The sequence below is a fragment of the Alphaproteobacteria bacterium genome (assembly GCA_016699735.1).
In the GTDB taxonomy this organism is placed as follows: Bacteria; Pseudomonadota; Alphaproteobacteria; order Micavibrionales; family Micavibrionaceae; genus JAGNKE01.
This window is the reverse complement of record CP065008.1, coordinates 2,257,211-2,278,271: the sequence shown is the minus strand read 5'-3', so window position 1 is coordinate 2,278,271 and position 21,061 is coordinate 2,257,211. Positions and strand designations below refer to the sequence as shown.

Genomic DNA, 21,061 nt, shown 5'->3' with positions numbered 1-21,061 from the left:
TTCAGACAAGATCATGACGACAGCCAAGATTCCCCCCTCAGCCTCAAGTTTTTTGGTGAATTTTATCGGCGGTGTTTTCTTTATTGCCGCAGCCAATATTACATTTGCTGTTTTGCCTGAATCGGATGTCTTTACCCTTTCGGTTGTCGGCATCACCGCTGCGTTGATTCCTATACTCCTGGGTGAGATTTTTATCCTCAAGGTGCATAAGAGGCCGGGAGTTGGTTTCCTTGATACTCCCATCGCCAAGGATACGGAGAGGCTTAAGACCAAACTTCTTGGCTATTATAGTTCTCTGGCTCTGATTCTGCTTTTTTATCTTTTTGTCCCGCTTTATTGGCACGACGAATTTTTCAACCCGGCCCTGTCTTATTTTTTTCCTCTGCTTATGATCTATGTAATCGGCGGCCCGATATATTTTTCCGAATTTGACCACCGTCTGGACAGGCCAAAGGACGGGTTTTGGCATTTTGGAGCCTTGCTTATGGGCCGCAGAGATGAGGTTGATCCCAAAATCATTGTCCATCATCTGAAATCGATCGGCCTTCGTGCGTTTTATGTGCCTGTGATGCTCTCCTATTTCTCAATATATATCGCTTTTCTTATGAAAGGCCACGGTGAGTTTATTGACGCCAATCTTACAGTTTCCTCTGACTTTACATGGTACGGCATCCTTAAGTTTATCATGCTGATCTATTTCTTTCTGGGGGCTATGGACATTCTTTTCGGCCTTATCGGATATTTTATGACCTTCAGGGTTCTCGACAGCCATATCCGCTCACTGGACCCAACGCTCGTTGGCTGGCTCGTCTGTCTGGCCTGTTATTATCCGTTCTGGGAAGTCCTGATGATCAAGGTTTTTTTTGATGATTTTTTTGCCAATCCCGAATGGCATACATGGCTGTCTGATTTTCCTCTTCTTCTCGTGGTTTGGGGCGTGCTTAGCATTGTCTTTATGTGCACGGAGGCGCTGGCCACTCTAACGTTCGGAATCCGTTTCTCCAACCTGACCTACCGTGGGGTTCTGACTTCCGGTCCCTTTCGCTTTACGAAGCATCCCCAGTATGTCTCAAAAATGCTCAACCGCCTTTTTGTCTACGTTCCCTTTTTAAGTCTAGGCGGACCTTTAGGCAGCCTGCAGTTGATGGTCATGTTTTTCGGAATTTGCTTTATCTATTATCTCCGGGCGCGTACGGAGGAAAATCATCTTTCGCAGTATCCTGAGTATGTTGCTTACGCAAACTGGATCAATGAACGCGGGATATTCCGAGGTATTGCAAAAAGGTTTCCCTTCCTGATTTACTCTGAAGAAAAGGCGAAGGTCGGCAAGCTTTTCTGACTCAATGTTTCATCACCAGGAAGTAATAGATCAGCTGGAAAGCAAAGACGTGTACGATATATATTTCAAGACTTTTGTGCCCGAGAAAGTAGCAGAATTTTTCGATAACATCCTTGGGTCTGCGTCTTAGAGAATTCAACAACAGCGTTCTCATGTCATACAGAAGCCAGAATGTAACCGCTGATCCTAGGCTCGTCAGAAAAGTTTCCAGGTAGGAAAATTGAAAAACGACGTGTGTGAATATCAAGTGTGCAAACAAGGCAAAGATAAAGTATTCAGAGGGTTTTATAAATTTATTCTCGATAAACGCCTCGTTCTTTCTGACCCAGGCGGCCATGGCCATGATAAACGCCAGTGTGCCATATTCAAAGAAGACGTTGGTAATGGGTGACAAAATAAGAAAAAGTATGTTTACGCCCCAAAACAAGGTTTTGTTTTTCAGCAGTTGAGTAATCAAGGGTTCTGTCAGCACACGGACTAGCATAATCGTCCATAAAAAATTAACGTCTATTTTTTCAAATAATATGTAGTTTGAAGCGGTCAACAGCGCGGCTCCAAACCACATTGTCTTTCCCGGGCGGCGTCCGAGATTGTAGCCGACGGGGATGAGCCATATGCAGACAAGAGAGCGGTCGGGAATTCTTAACCACATGATGTCATTGATAAAGTAATAACAAGTATGGCCGAAGATCATGATGGCGACGTTCAGGGCCAGAAGATCGTAGGCAGTCATATTTTTTTTCAGCGCCTGGAGGGGCGCAAAAAACGTATTCACAAGTGGCTTTTCTGTCATTATTTCTTGCCGAATGCGTTGAGCATATTCTGGGGCTTATCCATATAAACCGTGTTCTTGTCGTCAGTGTAAATCACGCCAAGATCATAATCCTCCTGATGACGGTAAATATATGACACGTTGGCCATGATATTGGCATCATCGTTAAATGGTAAAAGTTTTTCATTCATGACAACCCTTGATACATGCGGCATGACCGACCGGATCGTGTTATCAATCGAGCGTGACATCCTGTCTGCGAAATTCGGAGACGCGATGAAGTTTGTTATCAGTATTCCGCCGTTCTTCATGCTATCCTTGATTTGAATGAAGAACTCCTGCGTGACCAGATGTTCTGGAATACTCGCTCCTCCGAGATAGGCATCAAGAAAAATGACGTCGAATTTCTTTCCTTCCCTTTTACTGCGCGTGAGGAAAGCTCTAGCTTCCTCGACCAGAAACGTCTTATTTTTTTTCAGCTTGTCCTTGAGGATATATTTTTCGGCTGTTTTTAGAAGATCCGGGTCGATATCGATGTAAATGTAGTTGTTGTTTTCGTCTTCAAATCCAAGAGTAAACGCTCCCGCCCCTATGACGAGGATGTCTCTTGGAGTCTCGGAGTTTCTTATAGGATCTATGCCCTGACGTTCTGCAAACTCAATGTAGGGGTATTTGCGTCCGTAATCGTCGTACATTGAAGACCAGTTTGAATTCAGAAGCAGATGCCTTTCTTCGCCTTTATGAAGAATTTGGGCCATCTGGTACTGGTTGTTATAGACGATGCTTTTGTCGCTCATCACATGGTTGGAATTCAGAAAGAGTCCGATCACTGTCAGGCTGAGTGATAAAAAAACCGGCTCGGACAGTTTGCGTCGTTGCAGAAGGATAACGACGATGGACAGAAGGACGAAGGTTAATGAAACCGTGTGGTGGACTCCAATCGTGGCCATCAGGACCAGAGTGGAAAACACCGCCCCCAAAAACGAACCCAAGGTCGAGAAAAAGAGCATTCGTCCTGTGATTTCCGAAAGTTTTGTTTTCGTGAAGTAATTGCTGACAAGCGGGATGGTCTGACCCAGAAAGTAAACGGGAATTGCTACAAAAAAAGTTGCGTAAAGAGATGTTTGCACTATGCGAGATGTAATTCCGATGTCTACCAGCAAATTCTGGAAAAACCATTCCATGAAGACCAGAGACATTCCGGGCAGGAGAATAACCGTCGAGAGTATAAGATTGAATGTCAGCTTTTTTCGCAAGGAGATATAATTTCCGTATATCTTGCAGGGGCGGAATCTTCCGCCTGTATAATAGCCGATCGCCAGTGGCATGAGTACTGCGGCGATTATGATTGATACCGTGTCGGTTCCCGTGCCTACGAATGGAATTGTTTGCCGTATCGCCAGAAGCTCGGTGGACAGAACAATATAGCCCTCGATCAGGATGATGATATACAGAAGGGGCGATAAACTGTCTTTTTTCACGTTTGTTTGTCCTAACGCAAGATTATATTAAGCGGATGTGTAGTGTAAGATTTTTTTTTAGGAATTGAAAGTCGATACCCTGTGAAGAGCAACGCATTCATGATTCAGCGAACCAGCCATTTGACGTCTTACGATTTGCTCAAGGCTCTGGCCCTGATCCTGATGATCACCGACCATGTCGGCCATCATTTTTACCCGGATGAAATGTGGTTCCGGGTTCTGGGGCGGCTGTGTGTGCCGATCTGGTTCTTTTTGATCGGCTATGCCCGGACGGATGCCGTTTCTCCAAAAATCCTCCTCGGAGGGGCGATCGTGACTCTTTCCGCGCTGGTGGCGGGGCAATATGTCTTTCCGCTTGATATTCTTTTTACCATCGCGCTGATCCGCAAAACCCGTCATGGCTGTGCCATCCGGGCCACACAAAGTTCCCAGAATCTCAGGGGCTGGTTTCTGCTGCTTCTGTTTGCTGCGGTACCAACGGGGTTGCTGTTCGAGTACGGGACTCTGGGGATCATGTTCGTCCTGCAGGGGTTTATTGCCCGCAACCGCGCAGTCCTGAAGGAGAGGTTGAAGCCTTGGCATACCAAACTTTTTGCCTATTCGAGTGTGTTTTTCTTTGGGATTCTGCAGGGGGTTTTTATGCCTAGCCTGACTCTGGCGCAGGTGGGTGTGCTGTTTGTCGGTCTGTTTGCAATTTCGGCCTTGCTTGAGCGTTTCAAGGCTGCCGACTATCCTGCCCTGACGAGGGTCTTGACGCGCCCCGGTACCTTCCTCATCCATATCATGGGGCGGCGGACGATGGAAATCTACGTGCTGCATATCCTGATCTTCCGGGGAATTTGTATGGCGCTTTATCCCGACACTTATGCGTTTTTGGACTGGCACTGGGCGCCACCGGGTCTTATTTCCTGGTTCTTTTGAGGAGAAACTGTTTCACCCGTTTCTTCGTTATTGACCCTGTTCGAGGGCAGTTTAGCAAGATATAGTCTGAGCAGTTGCAATGATCTGGCATAGTATGTCCCAAGCTAAAGCCCTTCCCCCGGAAATCACCTCTTACGACCTGCTCAAGACATTGGCGCTGATCCTTATGATCATCGACCATACGGGGCATTTTTTCTTTCCGTATGTTCCGGGGACGAACAATGTCGAGGTTGTCTGGTTCCGGGTTCTGGGGCGTTTTTGCATCCCGATCTGGTTTTTCCTGATCGGGTATGCCCAAACAACAGCGATCCCCAAACGCTTGTGGGTTTGCGCCGGACTGGTGACGCTCAGCGCCATGGTGTCGGGGGGGACTATTTTCCCCCTCAATATCCTGTTCACCATTATCGCGGCGCGTTACGTGCGCGACGCTGTGGCCCGCAAGGCGCTGGAAAGCCCGGAGCATATGCGCGGGATATTTTTCCTACTGCTCTTGGGAACGCTTCCGAGTTCCCTGATGTTCGAATATGGCTCGATTATCCTTTTCTTTGTCATCTTTGGTCAGATGAGGCGTTTTCCAGATAAAATGTCGATGGATAAACGGTATCTCTATCTGTTCGTATTCCTGTCGTTTTTCCTGTTCCTGTTTTCTCAGGGATTGACCCTTAATATTCCTGAGGCCAGTCAGGCGCTGGCTCTGTTTGTCGGGTTCGGTCTGGTTGCTATGGTCCTCTGGCGCTTTAAGCCTGCGACCTATCCGAAACTGACCCGGGCGCTGGGACCGTTGCGGTATCTGCTGATGTTCACCGGGCGGCGGACGCTGGAAATCTATACCGCGCATCTGATCCTGTTCCGGGGAGCAGCGATGGCTTTATCTCCGCAGCAGTACCCTTTCTGGGGGTGGAAAATCATCGATCCGGCCCTGCTTTCGATGATCATGCCGTGAATTTGCTTTTCTGCTTAAATAATTAACCTTTTGGCTCTGCCGGGGGGCTTGTCAGGGCGGGTTGCTTATGCTAATTCTCCCCTCGTAAAAAAATTGTGCAAAACCGCTGGTAATATAGGGATACGAAAGAATTGGCCAAGTCCGGTGCAGGTGAATCCGCCATCCTCTTCCGCTATGCGTCCGCCCTGCTGGACCTGGCCGAAGAAAAGAAGTCTCTTGAGGTTGTTTCCGGTGATCTCGGTCAAATCGCCGAAATGGCGAAAGATTCGCAGGATTTTCGGCGTTTTGTGGCTTCCCCTCTGATCCCCAAAAGCCAGCAGACAAAAATTATGGACGGCATCGCCGATCAGGGCGGGTTTTCTCCTCTGACACGCAATTTTATTAACGTCCTCATCCGCAATGGTCGGATCGGTCTTCTCGACGGCGTGATTGCGAGGTTTTTTGAACTCAAAACCGAGAGAAGCGGTGAGGTTGCCGTCCGTATCGAGACGGCCAAGCCGTTGTCCGAAGAGCAGAAAAACGGTTTTCAGACCAAAATTTCCACGGCGCTCGGCAAGAACGTGAAGCTTGAGACGTCGGTCGATCCCTCGATCATCGGGGGGATGGTCGTAACGATCGGGTCGGTGATGATCGACGATTCCGTCCGCCGGAAACTTGAATCCCTTGGTGCGTCCTTGACCCGGAGCGCCAATCAGAATGCAGAACAAAACTTGAAAGAGGTAGTGTAATGGAACTTCGCGCTTCAGAAATCACCAAACTGTTGAAAGAACAAATCGCCGACTTCGAGGCTCAGGCCGACGTCGCCGAGATCGGCAAAGTCCTGTCCGTCGGGGACGGGGTTGCGCGGGTCTACGGCCTTGATAATGTTCAGGCCGGGGAGATGGTCGAATTCCAGAAGGGCGTTGTGGGTATGGCGCTGAACCTTGAATCCGACAATGTCGGGGTCGTTATTTTCGGCAGTGACCGGGAAATTAAGGAAGGCGATATCGTGCGCCGGACCAAGAAAATCGTCGAAATCCCGACCGGGAAGGAACTTCTGGGCCGCGTCGTCGATCCGCTGGGCAATCCGCTGGACGGCAAGGGGCCGATCAAGGCGTCCTCCACGAGCCGGATCGAAGTCAAGGCGCCAGGCATCATTCCGCGTAAATCGGTTTCCGAGCCGATGCAGACGGGCCTGAAGGCTATCGACGCGCTGGTTCCCATCGGGCGCGGGCAGCGGGAGTTGATCATCGGCGACCGTCAGACCGGGAAGACCGCCGTGGCTGTAGACACCATTATCAACCAGAAGTCGGTCAACAAGTCCAAGAACGAAAAAGAAAAACTTTACTGTATCTATGTTTCTATCGGGCAGAAACGCTCGACGGTCGCGCAGCTCGTGAAGGAGCTGGAAGAGCAAGGCGCGATGGAATATTCCATCGTCGTTGCGGCTACCGCTTCCGATCCCGCGCCGCTGCAGTTCCTGGCGCCTTACGCCGGATGCACGATGGGCGAATATTTCCGCGACAACGGGATGCACGCGCTGGCCATTTACGACGATCTGTCCAAGCAGGCGGTGGCTTACCGCCAGATGTCTCTCTTGCTGCGCCGTCCGCCGGGCCGCGAAGCTTATCCGGGGGACGTGTTCTACATTCACTCCCGTCTGCTGGAGCGTGCGGCGAAGCTGAACGACGATCATGGCGGCGGTTCCCTGACCGCGCTGCCGATCATCGAGACGCAGGCCGGGGACATTTCCGCCTACATCCCGACGAACGTCATTTCGATTACCGACGGGCAGATCTTCCTCGAGACGGGTCTGTTCTTTAAAGGTATCCGCCCCGCGATTGACGTCGGCGCGTCCGTTTCGCGGGTGGGTTCGGCGGCGCAGATCCGTGCGATGAAGCAGGTTGCGGGAACGATCAAGCTTGAACTCGCGCAGTACCGCGAGATGGAGGCCTTCGCGCAGTTCGCGTCCGACCTCGATGCCAGTACGCAGAGGCTTCTGGCGCGGGGAGCGCGTTTGACGCTCCTTCTGAAGCAGCCTCAGTACCGCCCGATGCCCGTTGAAGAGCAGGTTGTGGTTATTTACGCCGGAACACGCGGTTACCTCGATACGGTCGATATGGGTAAAGTCGAGGAATATGAGAGCCGTCTGCTTGAGCAGATGCGCGCAAGCTCCCCTGACATTCTTGAGTCAATCCGCTCCGAGAAAAAAATCGAAGAAAAGAACGAAGAGAAGCTCAAGGCCTTTCTTGCTGACTTTACCAAGAATTTTATCGGTAAAAAGGAAGCCGCATAATTTTGCGTGTTGATGAGGGTCGGGGCTTCGGCCCGTTAAAATAAGCGCTGTTGCGTTAAGAGGAATTAAGAAGCAATGCCGAGCTTACGCGATTACAGGGACCGTATCAAATCGGTGAAATCCACCCGGAAGATCACGTCCGCCATGAAGATGGTGGCGGCCAGCAAGCTGCGCCGCGCACAGGAACAGGCCGAGGCCAGCCAGCCTTACGCCCGTTCCATGTCCGAGATGCTTGCTCGTCTGGCCTCGAATGTCACGATTACCCCGGCCAGCCCGAAACTTCTGGCCGGAACGGGTTCCGACAAGCGGCATCTGCTGGTTCTCGTTACGGCGGATCGCGGTTTGTGCGGCGGGTTCAACGCCTATGCCGTGAAGGAGCTCAAGCTGAGAATTGCGGCCTTGCGGTCCGAGAACAAGGACGTCTCGATCGTTTGCGTGGGGCGCAAGGGGCGCGACATGATCCGCCGCGAGTATGGCAGCCTGATCGTCGAGAGTTTCCGCGATGTGTTCGGGAAGAATACCGTTGAATTTGCCGTCGCGCAGAAAATATCGGATTTTATTCTGGCGCGGTTCGAGGCCGGACAGTTCGATGTCTGCAGCGTGATCTATAACGAGTTCAAATCGATTCTTACGCAGACTCCGGTGACGCAGCAGCTTATCCCCTTTAAGGCCCGGCAGCAGGGCGCCAAGAGTACGGCTAAAGGAAAAGCCGTCAAGGCTGAGGAGCCGGTTGCGGCTTCGTTGCTTTCGCCCTACAGTTTCGAGCCGGACGAGGATATGATCCTGAGCAAACTTCTGCCGCGTAATCTGAGCATTCAGATTTATGGCGCGATGCTGGACAGTTCCGCCGGGGAGCAGGCGGCGCGGATGACCGCTATGGATAACGCGACACGAAATGCCGGTGAGCGCATCAATGACCTCACGCTTCAATACAACCGGGCGCGTCAGGCTTACATCACCAAGGAGCTGATCGAGATCATCTCCGGGGCGGAGGCGGTGTGATCCTATGTATGATCCAAGGGGAAAAATTTTGGACAAAATACGATTCATGACGGGCCGTCTGGTTCTGCTTTTTTCGACTTTGGCTGTAACCGCGGTCTTGTTTTTTTCGCCGCAGGTTGCGAAGGGAGCTCCTCCTGCTCTGGAGCCTGAGGCCGTTAAGCTCTTGCCGAAAATCCCTGAAGGTACTGCTCAGGCGATTTATCCAGATTCCAGTTGGGATCCTGAAGTGCTGCGTTTTCTTCATATGGGGCCGGCTTTTCTGCCCAAGGATACTGCATTTGAAGTCCCTACGTTTCCCGCTAACGATAGTCCTGAAACCTCTGCCGAGCTTGAGACGTTGAAAAATTTTGCAGCGAATCTTCGCACACCTGAGACCATCAAGATTATCGTTTTTGAAAACGATATGCCGACCCCTCTGGTTTCTTATGAAGAGGTAGGGCTTTTCTCCTCGGAGAAAAATCCTGAAGCCGAGGAACTTATAACCAAGGTTGTGGTCGATGCTGGGGTTTTCATTATTAGTTACAAAAAAGAATTCCTTCGGGTCAGGCCGGATTTTCTTGCGCCGGATTTGAAAACTGTGATCCCGAATCCGGGCCATCCTGCGTATCCGTCCGGTCATGGCGGACAATCCCACATCGTTGGCCTTATCCTTGCCATGCTTGATGAGAAGCATAAGGATATTTACATGGCCCATGCGTGGGCGATCGGGACGCGGCGCGAGATTGCGGGTGTTCATTATCCGAGCGACAGCGTGGCCGGGCGAAAACTGGCAGAGGATGTGCTGGCAAAATTAATGGAGGTTCCCGAGTTTCAGGAGCAGTTGAAGGAGGCGAAAGCGTCCTTCGTTGCCCCCGAAGAATCGGCGTTTGAGAATTATAAGCCTCTGATCATCGATCCGGCCCTGATTGTGAAACCGGAAACGCCCGAGCCGTCGAAACAGTAATTCAGATTTTTAACAGTTCAATGTGAGTATGGAGAAAAAAATGGCCAAAGACACAAAAGCCAAAGCAAAAACGGAAAAGAACGTCAAAGCGGTCGAAGCCAAAGCCACAGGGAAAATCCTGCAGGTGCTCGGCGCGGTCGTGGACGTTCAGTTCGAAGAGGGCGAGGTTCCCGAAATTTTGAACGCGCTGCATACCGATAATAACGGCAAGGAGTTGGTTCTGGAGGTCGCGCAGCATCTGGGCGAAAACACCGTCCGCGCTATTGCTATGGACATGACCGACGGACTCGTGCGCGGCTCGAAGGTCATCGACACGGGTGCGCCGATTGCTGTTCCGGTCGGTCCCGAAACGCTGGGCCGGATTTTCGATGTCATCGGACAGCCGATTGACGAAGGCGAAGAGGTTACGACCAAGGAATACTGGCCGATCCACCGCGAAGCGCCCGCCTTCAAGGATCAGGCGACGGAGACCGAAATTCTTGTGACCGGCATTAAAGTTATCGACCTGCTCTGCCCCTATGCGAAGGGCGGAAAGATCGGCCTGTTCGGCGGCGCCGGGGTCGGCAAGACGGTGACGATCATGGAACTGATCAACAACATCGCCAAGGGGCACGGGGGCGTGTCGGTGTTCGGCGGCGTCGGTGAGCGGACCCGGGAGGGGAACGACCTTTACCACGAGATGATCGAATCCGGCGTTATCAAGGTCGGCGATTATAAAAATTCAAAAGTTGCGCTGGTGTACGGCCAGATGAACGAGCCTCCCGGTGCGCGTGCGCGGGTGGCGCTGTCCGCTCTGACGATGGCGGAATATTTCCGCGATGCCGAGGGGCAGGACGTTCTGTTCTTCCTTGATAACATCTTCCGGTTTACACAGGCGGGGTCCGAGGTGTCGGCGCTTTTGGGCCGTATTCCTTCGGCGGTGGGTTATCAGCCGACGCTTTCGACCGAGATGGGCGCGATGCAGGAACGCATCACCTCCACGAACAAGGGCTCCATTACCTCGGTTCAGGCGGTTTACGTTCCGGCGGACGATCTGACCGACCCGGCGCCGGCGACGACCTTCTCGCACCTTGACGCGACCACGGTTTTGTCACGGAAGATCGCGGAGCAGGGGATTTATCCGGCGGTTGACCCGCTCGACTCCACCTCGCGGATTCTCGATCCCCGCGTGATCGGCGAAGATCATTACGGCGTGGCGACTTCGGTGCAGAAGACGCTGCAATCTTATAAAAACCTGCAGGACATCATCGCCATTCTGGGGATGGACGAGCTTTCCGAAGATGACAAGCTGACGGTTGCCCGGGCGCGGAAGATCCAGCGTTTCCTCTCGCAGCCGTTCCACGTCGCTGAGGTGTTCACCGGAACGCCGGGTGCCTTCGTCTCCCTCGAAGACACGATCAAGGGCTTCAAGGCCATCGTCGCGGGGGAATACGATCATCTGCCGGAGGCGGCGTTCTACATGGTCGGCCCGATTGAGCAGGTCGTCGAGAAGGCCACAAAAATGGCGCAGGAAGCGGCTTAAAGTTGAGGCGGGAGCCGTCATGAGACATCTAACAGTCTTATTTGCGTTGGTTTTTGTCGTTACGTTTGTTTCGGTTCAGCGGGCGTATGCTGCGGATGCTACCGTCGATAAAGTTCTCGCTCAATGGGATACTTTTAAAGACAGCCCGCATCTTGATAAGGGGTACAGGCTAGCAAAAATTCTGACTTATAAGGATAAGAAGGGGTACGCCCTGAAATACGCAACTCCTGAAGGCGAAGACAAAAGATATTACCGTTATCTCTTCACGGATACCGAGGGCGTTTTCCTTTATGAAATTTCTCTTGGCAGTTACGATGCAACCACGAAAATCGACAGGGAGATGGGGCATATCGGGCCGAATGACCGCTTGTACCATCTTGATATGTACTGTCCGGGCCCAAAAAATAGTGAGGGCGTCTCCAACTGGGGCAGCCACCATACGATGGGGTTTTACGAGGAGCTTCCCGATTTTGACGAAATGACGCGTGCGTTAGAAGCTCAGGAAAAAGATAAAGTCCGCTGCAAGGGTTATAAGCCCGAAGGGCTTTCCGCAACATTCAAGAACCCCAATAAGAAATAAGGCAGATCGCATGAGCAGAACAATCCATTTCGACCTGGTGTCGCCCGAAAAGAAGCTGGTGTCCGAGGATGTCCATATGGCGGTCATCCCCGGTGACGAGGGCGTGTTCGGCGTGATGGCCGGGCATTGCTCGCTGGTGGCCTCGCTTTCTCCGGGTGTCGTCAAGCTTTACAAGGACGACAAGGGTACGGCGCGTAAAATCTTCATCGCGGGCGGATTTGCCGATGTGACTGCCGCCAAGTGCAGTATCCTTGCCGAGGAAGCCATTCCCGTCGAGGAACTGGACTCTCCCAAGCTGACGCAGCAGCTCAAAGACCTCCGCGAGGATCTCGGGCTGGCCAAGGACAAGGCCGATCAACGGCGCATCAAATCCCAGATCAAGCTTGTTGAAGCCAAGATTTCCGCCGCTTCTGCCGCCTAAAGCTCTTTAATATTGACATAATTTACCGATTCTGCTGGACTGGAGGGAAGAAAACAGAATTGCAGGGGGTGTTTCCTATGGGGCGTTTACAACAAGCAGGGGCCGGGTTGCTGGCTGTGATCTGGCTGACCTCGTGCAGTTCGCCGCCAGAATTGCCTCAGGAAAGGGAGCAGGCACTTATCCAAGGTCCGCAGCCCCTCGTTTTAATTCAGGGCGGTTCCACTGCTCCTCTTCTTCCCAACGACCGCATTTTCGATCTGACGAACCGCAGCCGTGCTCCCGCCGTTTCGGGCGATCCCTGCGATCCCACACTGGCCAACGATCTGGTGACGAGTGAAATCTCCCGCCTTCTGGGGCAGGGGTACACTTTTAAAAAACAGGAAGTTCCCGGGGAACGCGCCGAGCGCGGCAGTTTCTCGATCCAGCAGCGGGTCCAGGCTTATCGCCGTGAGCGCGTGGAACACTACGAAAAGCTGTTCGCCTGTACGCCGGGGAACGAAAGCATCCATCAACTGGCCCGGCAACTCAGCAGTAACCCGAACGACCGGAAGGCGATGGGGGAGCTTTATGTGGGGCTGGTCGAGCAGCGCGGCGACGAGGTTCTGGCGCTCTATACCTCAAAGGATTTTACCGATCTGGCGGATATGATGACGCAGATCGGGCTGAACAACCTGCGTGCCCGTTATGCCGATCTGGACGATTTCGTGCAGGAGGGCGCTCTTAAAAAGGCCATTCATGACCGTATCCGCGAAAGACAGGACGAACTGGCGGTTCAGGCGCTGAAAGGCGAACTGATCGAAATCTTCCAGTCGATGAATTTCCCGCAGACGGAGCGTTTCGCGCTGCAAATGAGCATCCAGAAAATCGTGAGCGAGGAAGTTTCGCAGCATATCATCGGAAATATCCAGAACAAGATGGCGTTCGGGATCGATAAAACCCAAGAGCATACTATCTAGGTTTTTTCTTTAGGCGGGTTGCCGTTCTTACGGCGCAGCTCGATATGGCTCTTCGTCTCGCTCGGTCCCCATTTTTCCGTGTTCAGATCAATCCTGATGTGTTTGTGCGCCGCGAGTTTCTTTTTTAATTCCGCCGAGGTTTTTTCTACACTGAAAAGCTGTGTGCAGCGGTCGGAGATGAAATGCTCCTGTCCGGCGCGGTCGATCCATTCCAGAAGCTTTGAGAATTTTTCCTGTTGGTTGAGAAGGCCGATAGCGCGTTCGTGCTTGTCGAGCTGCTTGAGGCCCAGCGCGGTGGCCAGAATATACGTGTCCCTGACCGTTGCCGTGTCAAAGACCAGATGCGTCTTTGAGGCCTTCAGAATCTCTTCCTCGAAATGCGGGAAGGTTTCCGCATTTTCCGCGGGGGCGGTTTTGGGCGGTGTCCAGCTTTTGAGAACGTTGAACACTTTCGAAACGGAATCCGTTACGCGCAGGAAGTCCTTGTTGTAATCGGGCAGGGTCTGCAGATAGTCGATCAGATCATCCCAGTAGCCCTCGACATTGACTACGACCATCGGTTTGCGGTGCAGCCCGAGGTCGGCCCAGTGCAGCACCTCCATCATCTCATCCAGCGTGCCGAAGCCGCCGGGGAGGACGATCACCGCGTCGGCGCGGCGGAACATCTTCAATTTTCGTTCCCAGAGATCGGGGACGAGGATGGTTTCGTTCAGGCTGGGGTGGATGCGTTCGCTGTCCTGAAGGTTTTTCGGAATCACACCAATGACCCGCGCCTTGGCGGCCAGCGCGTTATTTGCCACGATGCCCATGAGGCCGGAATCCATGCCCCCATACACAAGCGTCTTCTTTTCCTTCCCGATGAGCTGGCCGAGTTCGGCGGCGGCGTCCTTGAAGACGGGGCGGCAGCGGCCGGAGGAGCCGAGATAGACCGTCACACGCTGAATGTCGGAGAGCTTCATATTCCTGCGCCCTTACCCCGCCAGAGCCTGCGGGGTGATGGCCTTGCGGCTGCGGTTCCACTCATCGGCGATGATGACGAAATTATAGAGCAGGTCGATGCCCGTGGGGGTCAGGACGGATTCGGGATGGAACTGTACGCCGAAGGTCGGATACTCCTTGTGCCGCATCGCCATGATTTCGCCGTTGGGGGCGCGGGCGGTGACGATCAGGGGGGTGTTTTCCGGCAGTTGCGTGACGAGGGAATGATAGCGTCCGATCTTCATCGGGCTAGGCTGATCCCTGAATAATCCCGTTCCGTCATGTTCGATCTGCGTGGCTTTGCCGTGGACGGGTTTTTCGGCGCGGGTGGTCTTGCCTCCGAAGGCTTCACCGATCGCCTGATGGCCCAGACACACGCCGAGGATGGGGATTGTGGCTGCGAATTTTTTTACGGTCTCAACGCAGATTCCGGCCTGCTCCGGGGCGCACGGGCCGGGAGAGAGGATGATCGTCTCGGGGCGCATCGCCTTGACCTCTTCGAGCGTTACGCAATCGTTGCGGCGCACCTCATAGCTGCCGCCGAGCCGCTCGACATAGCGGGCGAGGTTGTAGACAAAGGAGTCGTAATTGTCGATGACCAAAATCATGGGCGGATATTAACGATTGGCCTTTGCAAAAGGAAGTGTTCTTTGGGGTAACCCACAGATTTCATAGTGTTTTTCCGGTTTTTTAGGACTATCCGGTCTTGGCGGCGGGGGGCGGAGCGGCTTTATGGCTTTGCAGGCCCGCCTCGAAGCTGCGGAAAAGGGCGCGGGCCTTGTCCAGCGTTTCCTGATACTCGGCGGCGGGGTCCGAGTCCGCCACGATGCCGCCGCCGGTCTGGAAGGTCACGGTGTTGCCCTCATAGACCAGCGTGCGGATCAGGATGCTGCTGTCCATCTGGCCGTCGAAGCCGATATAGGCTATCGAGCCGCAATAGGGGCCGCGCCGCGTGGGTTCGATCTCCTCGATAATTTCCATGGCGCGGATTTTCGGAGCGCCGGTGATCGAGCCGCCGGGGAAACAGGCGCGCAGAAGGTCAAGCGCGTCCTTGTCCTTTTTCAATGCGCCGCGCACGGTCGAGACGAGATGGTGGACGCTGGCGAAGGTTTCAAGCTGGCAGAGATTGTGCGCCGAGATCGAGTCCGGCTGACAGACCTTGGAGAGATCGTTGCGGAGCAAATCCACAATCATGATGTTTTCGGCGCGGTCCTTTTCGCTGTTCAATAAATCTTCGCGGTAGGCGCGATCCTGCTGCGGGTCGGTGACATGGGGGCGGGTGCCCTTGATGGGCATGGTGACCACTTCGCGGCGGGCGTTGAGGTTCAGAAATCGTTCCGGCGAGGCGGAAGAAATTTTTATATCGCCCACATTCATATAGGCGGCGAAGGGGGCGGGGTTGACCTCGCGCAGCACGATGTAATGGCCGAAGGCGTCGAAATTTTCCGGCAGGGTCGCCTTGAACCTCTGGGAAATGTTCGCCTGAAAAATATCTCCGGCATAGATGTAGTCGATCACCTTGCCGACTTTTTTCAGGTAATCGTCCTGATGGATGTTGGAGGTCCAGTTGAGCGCAGCGGGCGTGTAGGCCGGATCGGGCTGTTCCTTCGTGAGTTGGGCGAGAAAGAATTCGCGCTTGCGCTGCGCGTCCTTTTCGCCCTTGGCATGGGTGATGATCCAGCCCTTGTTCTGCTTGTGGTCGAAGGCGTAGACCTGATCGTAGATTCCCACCGCCATGTCAGGGATCGCGGGGTTATCCTTTGCCTGCTCGGGCAACTCCTCGATCAGGCGGCCGAGGTCGTATCCGAAATATCCGGCGGCGCCGCCCTGAAAGGGCGGGAGGTTGGCAATGGTTTTGACCTTTTGAATCCATGATTCCATGCGTTCGCGCAGGATGGCGAACGGGTCGCCGGGAAGTGTGAGGCGCTGATCCCAGTTCGTGACGATGGTATTTCCGTTCTTGGTTTCGATCGTCTCGATCGGATAGCCCATGACAAAGGAATAGCGGCTGCCGGGGTGGTTGGCATCGGCGCTGTCGAGCAGCAGGCTGTAGGGCAGGGTGCGGATCGCCGCGAAAGCCTGCAGCGGGTCGAGATCGGCGACTTCATGGACAAAGGGTTTCATCTCAGCGCTGCTTCGCTCCGTAACCTTCATTATGCAAAAACGCAAAGGGCATTATAGTGCGGGTTTTGCCAATATTCCAAAGTTTTCGGATAAGGCTGTCCACAGGCGGCTCTAGCCCTGGCCGGGGCCGTTGCCGGGGCCGAATCCGTCCGCCCAGGGCGCGAATTGCGCGGGTTTATCGGACTCTCGGGCAAGAAGTCCCTTCTCGGCCATGAGGTTCTCCAGTTTGCTGATATCCTGCGGGCTGGGGTAGATCATCAGGCTCTGCCCGGTGGGGCTTTTGGGATCCTGTATCAATCCCTGGCTGAGATATTCAATCCGCACGGGTGCGCCCAGTCCGGGGTGGTGGATCATATTGTAGCCAATATCGCCCTTTCTGGGTGCTTGCTTGCCCGGAGACATCCGCATTTCCGGCAAGAGCGAGACCAGCCCATCATACTTCTTCTTGGCTTCCTCCAGCCTGCTTCTGAATGCATGAATACTTTCGACAATGCGTTTCTTGCTGTCCTCCCACTCGGCGGTGATTTCGAACATATTGTCGGTAAAGACGATGGCCTGCTGATCGTCTGTCGATCTCATGAAGTCTTCGTAGAGCTTGCTGACAGACGGGGTCTGATAGACCATCGGAATCTCAAAGAGCGGTTGCTTTTCAAAGGGGTGACTGGCGATCAGGCGTTGCGGTTCGGTCTTGGAGAGATTGAGGTTCAAGCCCCAGGTTTGCGCCAGAATGGTTTTCAGGCGGCGCGATTCCCGCTCGCTTCCGCGCTCGAATTCCAGAATCTGTTGCAGAAAGCGGTAGATGTCGGCGGAGGCTATCCGTCCACCCGGCGTGGTCACCAGCTTGACGTCCTGTTGCTCGTGAGAAATGAAATGCGATAAGGGCAGCGTCCATTCCAGACGCCCGTCAGGGAGTTTCTTTGGCGCCGTCTTGGAGAAAGAGGTTCGTGCCTTGACCCATTCGAGAGCGTCCGCGTCGTAAGAGTTGAGATCGGTTCTGTTCTGCCGGAGCTCCTCCAGAGGACTGTCTTTTTCCGGGTCGTAGGGGCCGAGAATGATGTGCTCTTCATCCGGGTCATAGTCATGCGAGAGGGTGAGTGTGCGGGCGGTGCCGTCCTCTTTCAGGCTGAATTCGAAGCGCGAGACCATCTCACGAAGCAGCGGCTCGAACTCGGCCTGCTGGCTATCGAGTTCCGCCGCAATCGCCTGTGCTTCGGGCGGGGTCATGCGCGGGGCCGCGATGGTTCCGATTTGCGGGCGGTCCTTCAGGCGCACGATCCTGATGTCGTCGTGACCTTCGGGGGCGGAGACTTCGTATTTTTCCGGCGGGAATAACTCCTCGGCGGGCGGGGCGCCCGCCTGTGTGGCTTTAGCGACGGATGAAAACCGTTCAGTGACGCGGGCCTGCCGTTCGCTTTGCTGTCCGGCTTCCCATGCCGCCACATCCATACAGGCCTGCGCGGCGGCTTTCTGGTAGACAACCGTGTTCGGCCCCATGATGATGCCGACTGTGATGCCGGAGCCTTCGTGCTTGTAATGCGTGTGGTCGCCACTGGTATGACGGGCTTCGATGAAGCCGTGGTCGGTCAGCATCCGGTCGAGCGTCGCGTATTGCAGCGTCTGCTTGCCGTTGCCACTCAGTATGGCTTCGGGATTGATTCTTTTCCTACTACTGCCCATGGTCTTTTCTCTGGCTTTCGCGGCTTATCCTAGAGAAAACCGCGAATATTCTCAACAATTTCGGCCAGTCCCGCCTTTTTGACCTCCACGCCTTGCGGAAAGGCGCCGAGCAGGCGCGAGGGCAGCATCGGGTCGAGGATAACGAACACGCCCTTATCCGTCTCGCGGCGGATCAGGCGGCCATAGGCCTGCTTTATTTTCAGGCGCGTAATCATGTCGTCATAGCGTTTCTTGCCGAACTGTTCACGGCGGGCCTTGTGCAAAATCGTCGGGCGCGGCCACGGTACGCGGTCGAAAACGATCAGGCGCAGGGAGTCGCCGGGCACGTCCACCCCGTCGCGCACGGCATCGGTTCCGAGCAGGCAGGAATGGGGATCGTCGCGGAACATATCGACCAGCGTTCCGGTGTCAATCGCGTCCACGTGCTGGGCATAGAGGGGGATACCGGCATCCTCCAGATCGGTGACGATTTTTTTATGCACGGCGCGCAGGCGCTGGATCGAGGTGAAGAGTCCCAGTCCGCCGCCGCCGCTGGCCTTGAAGAGTGCACGATAAGCTCCGGCGACCTGCGCGGGGTCGTCCTTGCGGACGTCATTGACGATAAAAATGCGCGTCTGCGATTGGTAATCGAACGGGGAGGCGAAGGCGGCGTGACGGTGATCCTTCGCCAGAAAATTTGCGCCTGTGCGTTCCTGCGCGGTCTGCCAGTTGTCGCCGTCGTCGGCGCTGCCGTCGCGCAGGGTCGCGGAGGTGACAGCCATGCCGTGCAGATGGGGCCGCAGGCTGGCGGCGAAGGGCAACATCGGGTCAGTGTGGTGGCGATAAGCGCCAACATCAAAAGCGCGGCCATCAATGCGCTCGATTTCCAGCCAGTCCACGAATCCGGGCGAAGGCTTGTCTGTTTCTATGGCGGTCAGCAGCCCGATCCAGCCCTTGAGCGTCAGTTGCGTTCTGCGTTCGAGCGAGCGGGCGAGGGCGTCGAGGCGCTTGCGCGTATCGGCATCCATATAGCCTTCGTCCTGTTCGAGTTTTTTGGCAATCAGGCGCGTCATTTCGCTCATCGGCTTTTGCAATTTCTGCAAAGCGGATTTGAGTTTTTTTGCCGCCTCGATCAGATCGGGGTCTGCGGGATGAAGTCCGGTCTCCAGCGCGTAGGGGCCGTCGCGTCCTTCGGCCCGCGCATAAACCTGACGGTAGACTTCGGCGAGAAAATTTTCTCCGGGGCCGTCGGGCGCTTTATCGTTCAGGCGCTTGCTCCAGCCCTGCGCGGCAAGGCAGCGGGCCTGATGGAGGATGGCGTGCAGGATTGTTTCGGCGGTGGCGTCCCCGGCGATCAAATCCTCGATGCGGCGCTTCAAACCCCGTGCGCGGCTTTTGCGTCCGCCTTCTGTGCCCAGAATCCAGCGGCGCAGATCATTCATTTCCCGTGCCGTCAGATGCGCGGCGAAGGCGCTGTCAGCGGCGTCGAACAGATGATGCCCTTCATCGAAGACATAGCGCGTCGGCAAATCCTCACCGGGCATGGAGAGGGCGGACTGGATCATCACCAGAGCATGATTGGCCACGACGATGCGGGCGCGTTTGGATTTGCGGATTGAGCGTTCGACGAAGCAGCGGTGATAATGGTCGCAGGCGGAGAAGATACATTCGCCCCGTCTGTCGGCCAGTCCGTAAGTGCCTTGCGATTCCAGCAAGCCCGTCAGCCAGCCGGGGAAATCGGGGCCGCTTAAATCCCCGTCCTTCGTGGCCGCCGTCCAGCGGGCCATTAAACCGGCGGCCAGCGTGTGGCGCGGGGAGTGGGACGTTGCCGCCCCTGCCGCCGAGTCCTCAAGATTAAGCAGGCAGAGATAATTCTCACGGCCCTTGCGGACGGTGACATAGGCGTTCTTGACCTCCGGGTGGGGGTAGAGGCGGTCGAGTTCCGTGTCGATCTGGCGCTGCAGGTTTTTGGTGTAGGTGGAGATCCAGACGCTCGCGTCGTTCTTTTCCGCCCAGACGCTGGCGGGGGCGAGATAGCCCAGCGTTTTTCCGACGCCCGTTCCCGCTTCGGCGAGGACGATCTTCGGGCTGTCCATATCGCTCACAGGGGCGAAGGCGTGGGCGATTTCCTGCGCGTAGGAGAGCTGCTGCGGGCGGGCTTCCGTCCTGCCGTCGCCGCGGGCGAGAAGTTCGCGCAGGCGCTCGGTGGTTTCTTCCGCGCTGACTCCTTCATGTGCGGGCGGCGGGGGCGGCGCATCCTCCGCCCATTCCGGCAGATGCTTCCAGACATTGAGCGCGGCGCGGGAGGGGGGTTCAATCGCCGGATCGTATGTTTCGCCCAGCGCGGAAAAAATATAGGGCGTCCACGGCCAGCCTTTTCCCCTTAGTCCCATCACTCCGGCAATCGCGAGCGGGTCGGTTTTTTCGGCGTAAGGGTCGTTCTTCAAATCTTTTAAAAGGGCGAGGGCGATGTCCATCAATATCGCGGGGGCGTCCTCGAAATTTTCCGGTGCAGGAAGGAAGAGCGCCTTCGCCAGTCCGGCGGGCGTGGGGACGCAAAAACGTGCCGGGTGGACAAAGGCAAACAATTCCAAAACATCGAAGGCCAGAAATTCATCCAGTTCCAGCCGCGCCTTCGTGAACGGCGCGTGGCAGACCATCACGGGCTTTTTATGCAGAAGCAGGCGGGCCTGGTCGAGCGGCAGGGTTTTGATCTCTCCGTCCGTGGTCAGCAGGGCGGCTAGGCGACTGTTCACGCAGAGGGCAGGGACGTCAGGAAGTGCGACTTTTTTTGATTCAGATGTGGCCGGAAGAGCGCTCATTTTCTGCCTATAGCACGTTTTTTTGGACAAATCGCCCCCAAGTTTCGTATTATATGTTTATTAACCTTCCTTTGCGAAACTTTGCGTTCTGGAAGACTTTTATAGAGGTTATTGTTATGAGCGGTCCTGCCGATCCTGAAGAGACAAAGCGTAAGTTGCTTATGATGCTGTCTAACGGCGTTTTTCCGAATCCTGACGGCACGATGACCCGTCTCTCCCCTGAAGTTGCCGGGCAGATGATGAAAGATGTGAAAGCCGGGGGTGCGCCGCTGACCAGCGATGACGGCCTGGACTACGATACGCTGGAAGCTCCGAACGGTCCCTGA

19 protein-coding genes are annotated in these 21,061 nt (G+C 54.7%); 12 read left to right on the top strand and 7 right to left on the bottom strand.

Going from position 1 to position 21,061, the window contains the following annotated elements:
* The first annotated feature begins 13 nt into the window (after positions 1-13).
* Positions 14-1,339, top strand: coding sequence for a hypothetical protein (locus IPN28_11335; protein QQS56840.1), 1,326 nt, complete (start codon positions 14-16; stop codon positions 1,337-1,339).
* A gap of 1 nt (position 1,340) precedes the next feature.
* Here the strand turns inward: IPN28_11335 and IPN28_11330 are convergent, their stop codons facing one another.
* Positions 1,341-2,132 carry a hypothetical protein gene (locus tag IPN28_11330; GenBank protein ID QQS56839.1) on the bottom strand — a complete coding sequence of 264 codons (792 nt, stop codon included), beginning with the start codon at positions 2,130-2,132 and terminating at the stop codon, positions 1,341-1,343.
* On the bottom strand, positions 2,132-3,592 hold the full coding sequence (locus tag IPN28_11325) for a fused MFS/spermidine synthase (GenBank protein ID QQS56838.1): 1,461 nt from the start codon (positions 3,590-3,592) through the stop codon (positions 2,132-2,134). Before IPN28_11325 ends, IPN28_11330 begins: the two co-directional genes overlap by 1 nt.
* A 99-nt stretch (positions 3,593-3,691) precedes the next feature.
* Here IPN28_11325 and IPN28_11320 point away from each other — a divergent pair, with 99 nt between their 5' ends.
* From IPN28_11320 to IPN28_11275, 10 genes are all read left to right on the top strand, one after another.
* Positions 3,692-4,513, top strand: coding sequence for a hypothetical protein (locus tag IPN28_11320; protein QQS56837.1), 822 nt, complete (start codon positions 3,692-3,694; stop codon positions 4,511-4,513).
* A gap of 94 nt (positions 4,514-4,607) precedes the next feature.
* Positions 4,608-5,456 carry a hypothetical protein gene (locus tag IPN28_11315; GenBank protein QQS56836.1) on the top strand — a complete coding sequence of 283 codons (849 nt, stop codon included), beginning with the start codon at positions 4,608-4,610 and terminating at the stop codon, positions 5,454-5,456.
* Between the two features lie 131 nt (positions 5,457-5,587).
* A complete protein-coding gene (locus IPN28_11310) occupies positions 5,588-6,184 on the top strand; it encodes a F0F1 ATP synthase subunit delta (GenBank protein QQS56835.1) in 597 nt (198 codons plus the stop codon).
* Positions 6,184-7,731 (top strand): F0F1 ATP synthase subunit alpha, encoded by a 1,548-nt coding sequence (locus IPN28_11305; GenBank protein ID QQS56834.1) that lies wholly within the window; start codon positions 6,184-6,186, stop codon positions 7,729-7,731. Before IPN28_11310 ends, IPN28_11305 begins: the two co-directional genes overlap by 1 nt.
* Positions 7,732-7,806: 75 nt before the next feature.
* Positions 7,807-8,733: a F0F1 ATP synthase subunit gamma gene (locus IPN28_11300; protein QQS56833.1), complete on the top strand. Its 927-nt coding sequence runs from the start codon at positions 7,807-7,809 to the stop codon at positions 8,731-8,733.
* Between the two features lie 28 nt (positions 8,734-8,761).
* Positions 8,762-9,676, top strand: coding sequence for a phosphatase PAP2 family protein (locus tag IPN28_11295; protein QQS56832.1), 915 nt, complete (start codon positions 8,762-8,764; stop codon positions 9,674-9,676).
* A 28-nt stretch (positions 9,677-9,704) separates the two neighbouring features.
* The gene (gene atpD / locus IPN28_11290; GenBank protein ID QQS58620.1) at positions 9,705-11,198 is read left to right on the top strand and encodes a F0F1 ATP synthase subunit beta; all 1,494 of its coding nucleotides are present in this window, start codon (positions 9,705-9,707) and stop codon (positions 11,196-11,198) included.
* 19 nt (positions 11,199-11,217) lie between these two features.
* Positions 11,218-11,778, top strand: a complete 561-nt coding sequence (locus IPN28_11285) for a hypothetical protein (protein ID QQS56831.1) — start codon at positions 11,218-11,220, stop codon at positions 11,776-11,778.
* Positions 11,779-11,788: 10 nt separating this feature from the next.
* Complete coding sequence (atpC, locus tag IPN28_11280) at positions 11,789-12,199, top strand: ATP synthase F1 subunit epsilon (GenBank protein ID QQS56830.1); 411 nt, start codon at positions 11,789-11,791, stop codon at positions 12,197-12,199.
* A 77-nt stretch (positions 12,200-12,276) separates the two neighbouring features.
* The gene (locus IPN28_11275) at positions 12,277-13,155 is read left to right on the top strand and encodes a hypothetical protein (GenBank protein ID QQS56829.1); all 879 of its coding nucleotides are present in this window, start codon (positions 12,277-12,279) and stop codon (positions 13,153-13,155) included.
* Here the strand turns inward: IPN28_11275 and IPN28_11270 are convergent.
* From IPN28_11270 to IPN28_11250, 5 genes are all read right to left on the bottom strand, one after another.
* Positions 13,152-14,114, bottom strand: coding sequence for a TIGR00730 family Rossman fold protein (locus tag IPN28_11270; protein QQS56828.1), 963 nt, complete (start codon positions 14,112-14,114; stop codon positions 13,152-13,154). The two genes, IPN28_11275 and IPN28_11270, sit on opposite strands and share 4 nt — an antisense overlap.
* Before the next feature lie 12 nt (positions 14,115-14,126).
* The gene (locus tag IPN28_11265) at positions 14,127-14,741 is read right to left on the bottom strand and encodes an aminodeoxychorismate/anthranilate synthase component II (GenBank protein ID QQS56827.1); all 615 of its coding nucleotides are present in this window, start codon (positions 14,739-14,741) and stop codon (positions 14,127-14,129) included.
* Positions 14,742-14,829: 88 nt separating this feature from the next.
* Positions 14,830-16,257 carry an aminodeoxychorismate synthase component I gene (gene pabB / locus IPN28_11260; GenBank protein ID QQS56826.1) on the bottom strand — a complete coding sequence of 476 codons (1,428 nt, stop codon included), beginning with the start codon at positions 16,255-16,257 and terminating at the stop codon, positions 14,830-14,832.
* 111 nt (positions 16,258-16,368) lie between these two features.
* Entirely contained in the window at positions 16,369-17,934 is a 1,566-nt protein-coding gene (locus IPN28_11255; GenBank protein QQS56825.1) for a hypothetical protein, read from the bottom strand.
* Positions 17,935-17,963: 29 nt separating this feature from the next.
* Complete coding sequence (locus IPN28_11250) at positions 17,964-20,735, bottom strand: ATP-dependent DNA helicase (GenBank protein QQS56824.1); 2,772 nt, start codon at positions 20,733-20,735, stop codon at positions 17,964-17,966.
* Positions 20,736-20,851: 116 nt separating this feature from the next.
* On the opposite strand from IPN28_11250, the gene IPN28_11245 reads away from it, so the two are divergent.
* Positions 20,852-21,061 (top strand): hypothetical protein, encoded by a 210-nt coding sequence (locus IPN28_11245; protein QQS56823.1) that lies wholly within the window; start codon positions 20,852-20,854, stop codon positions 21,059-21,061.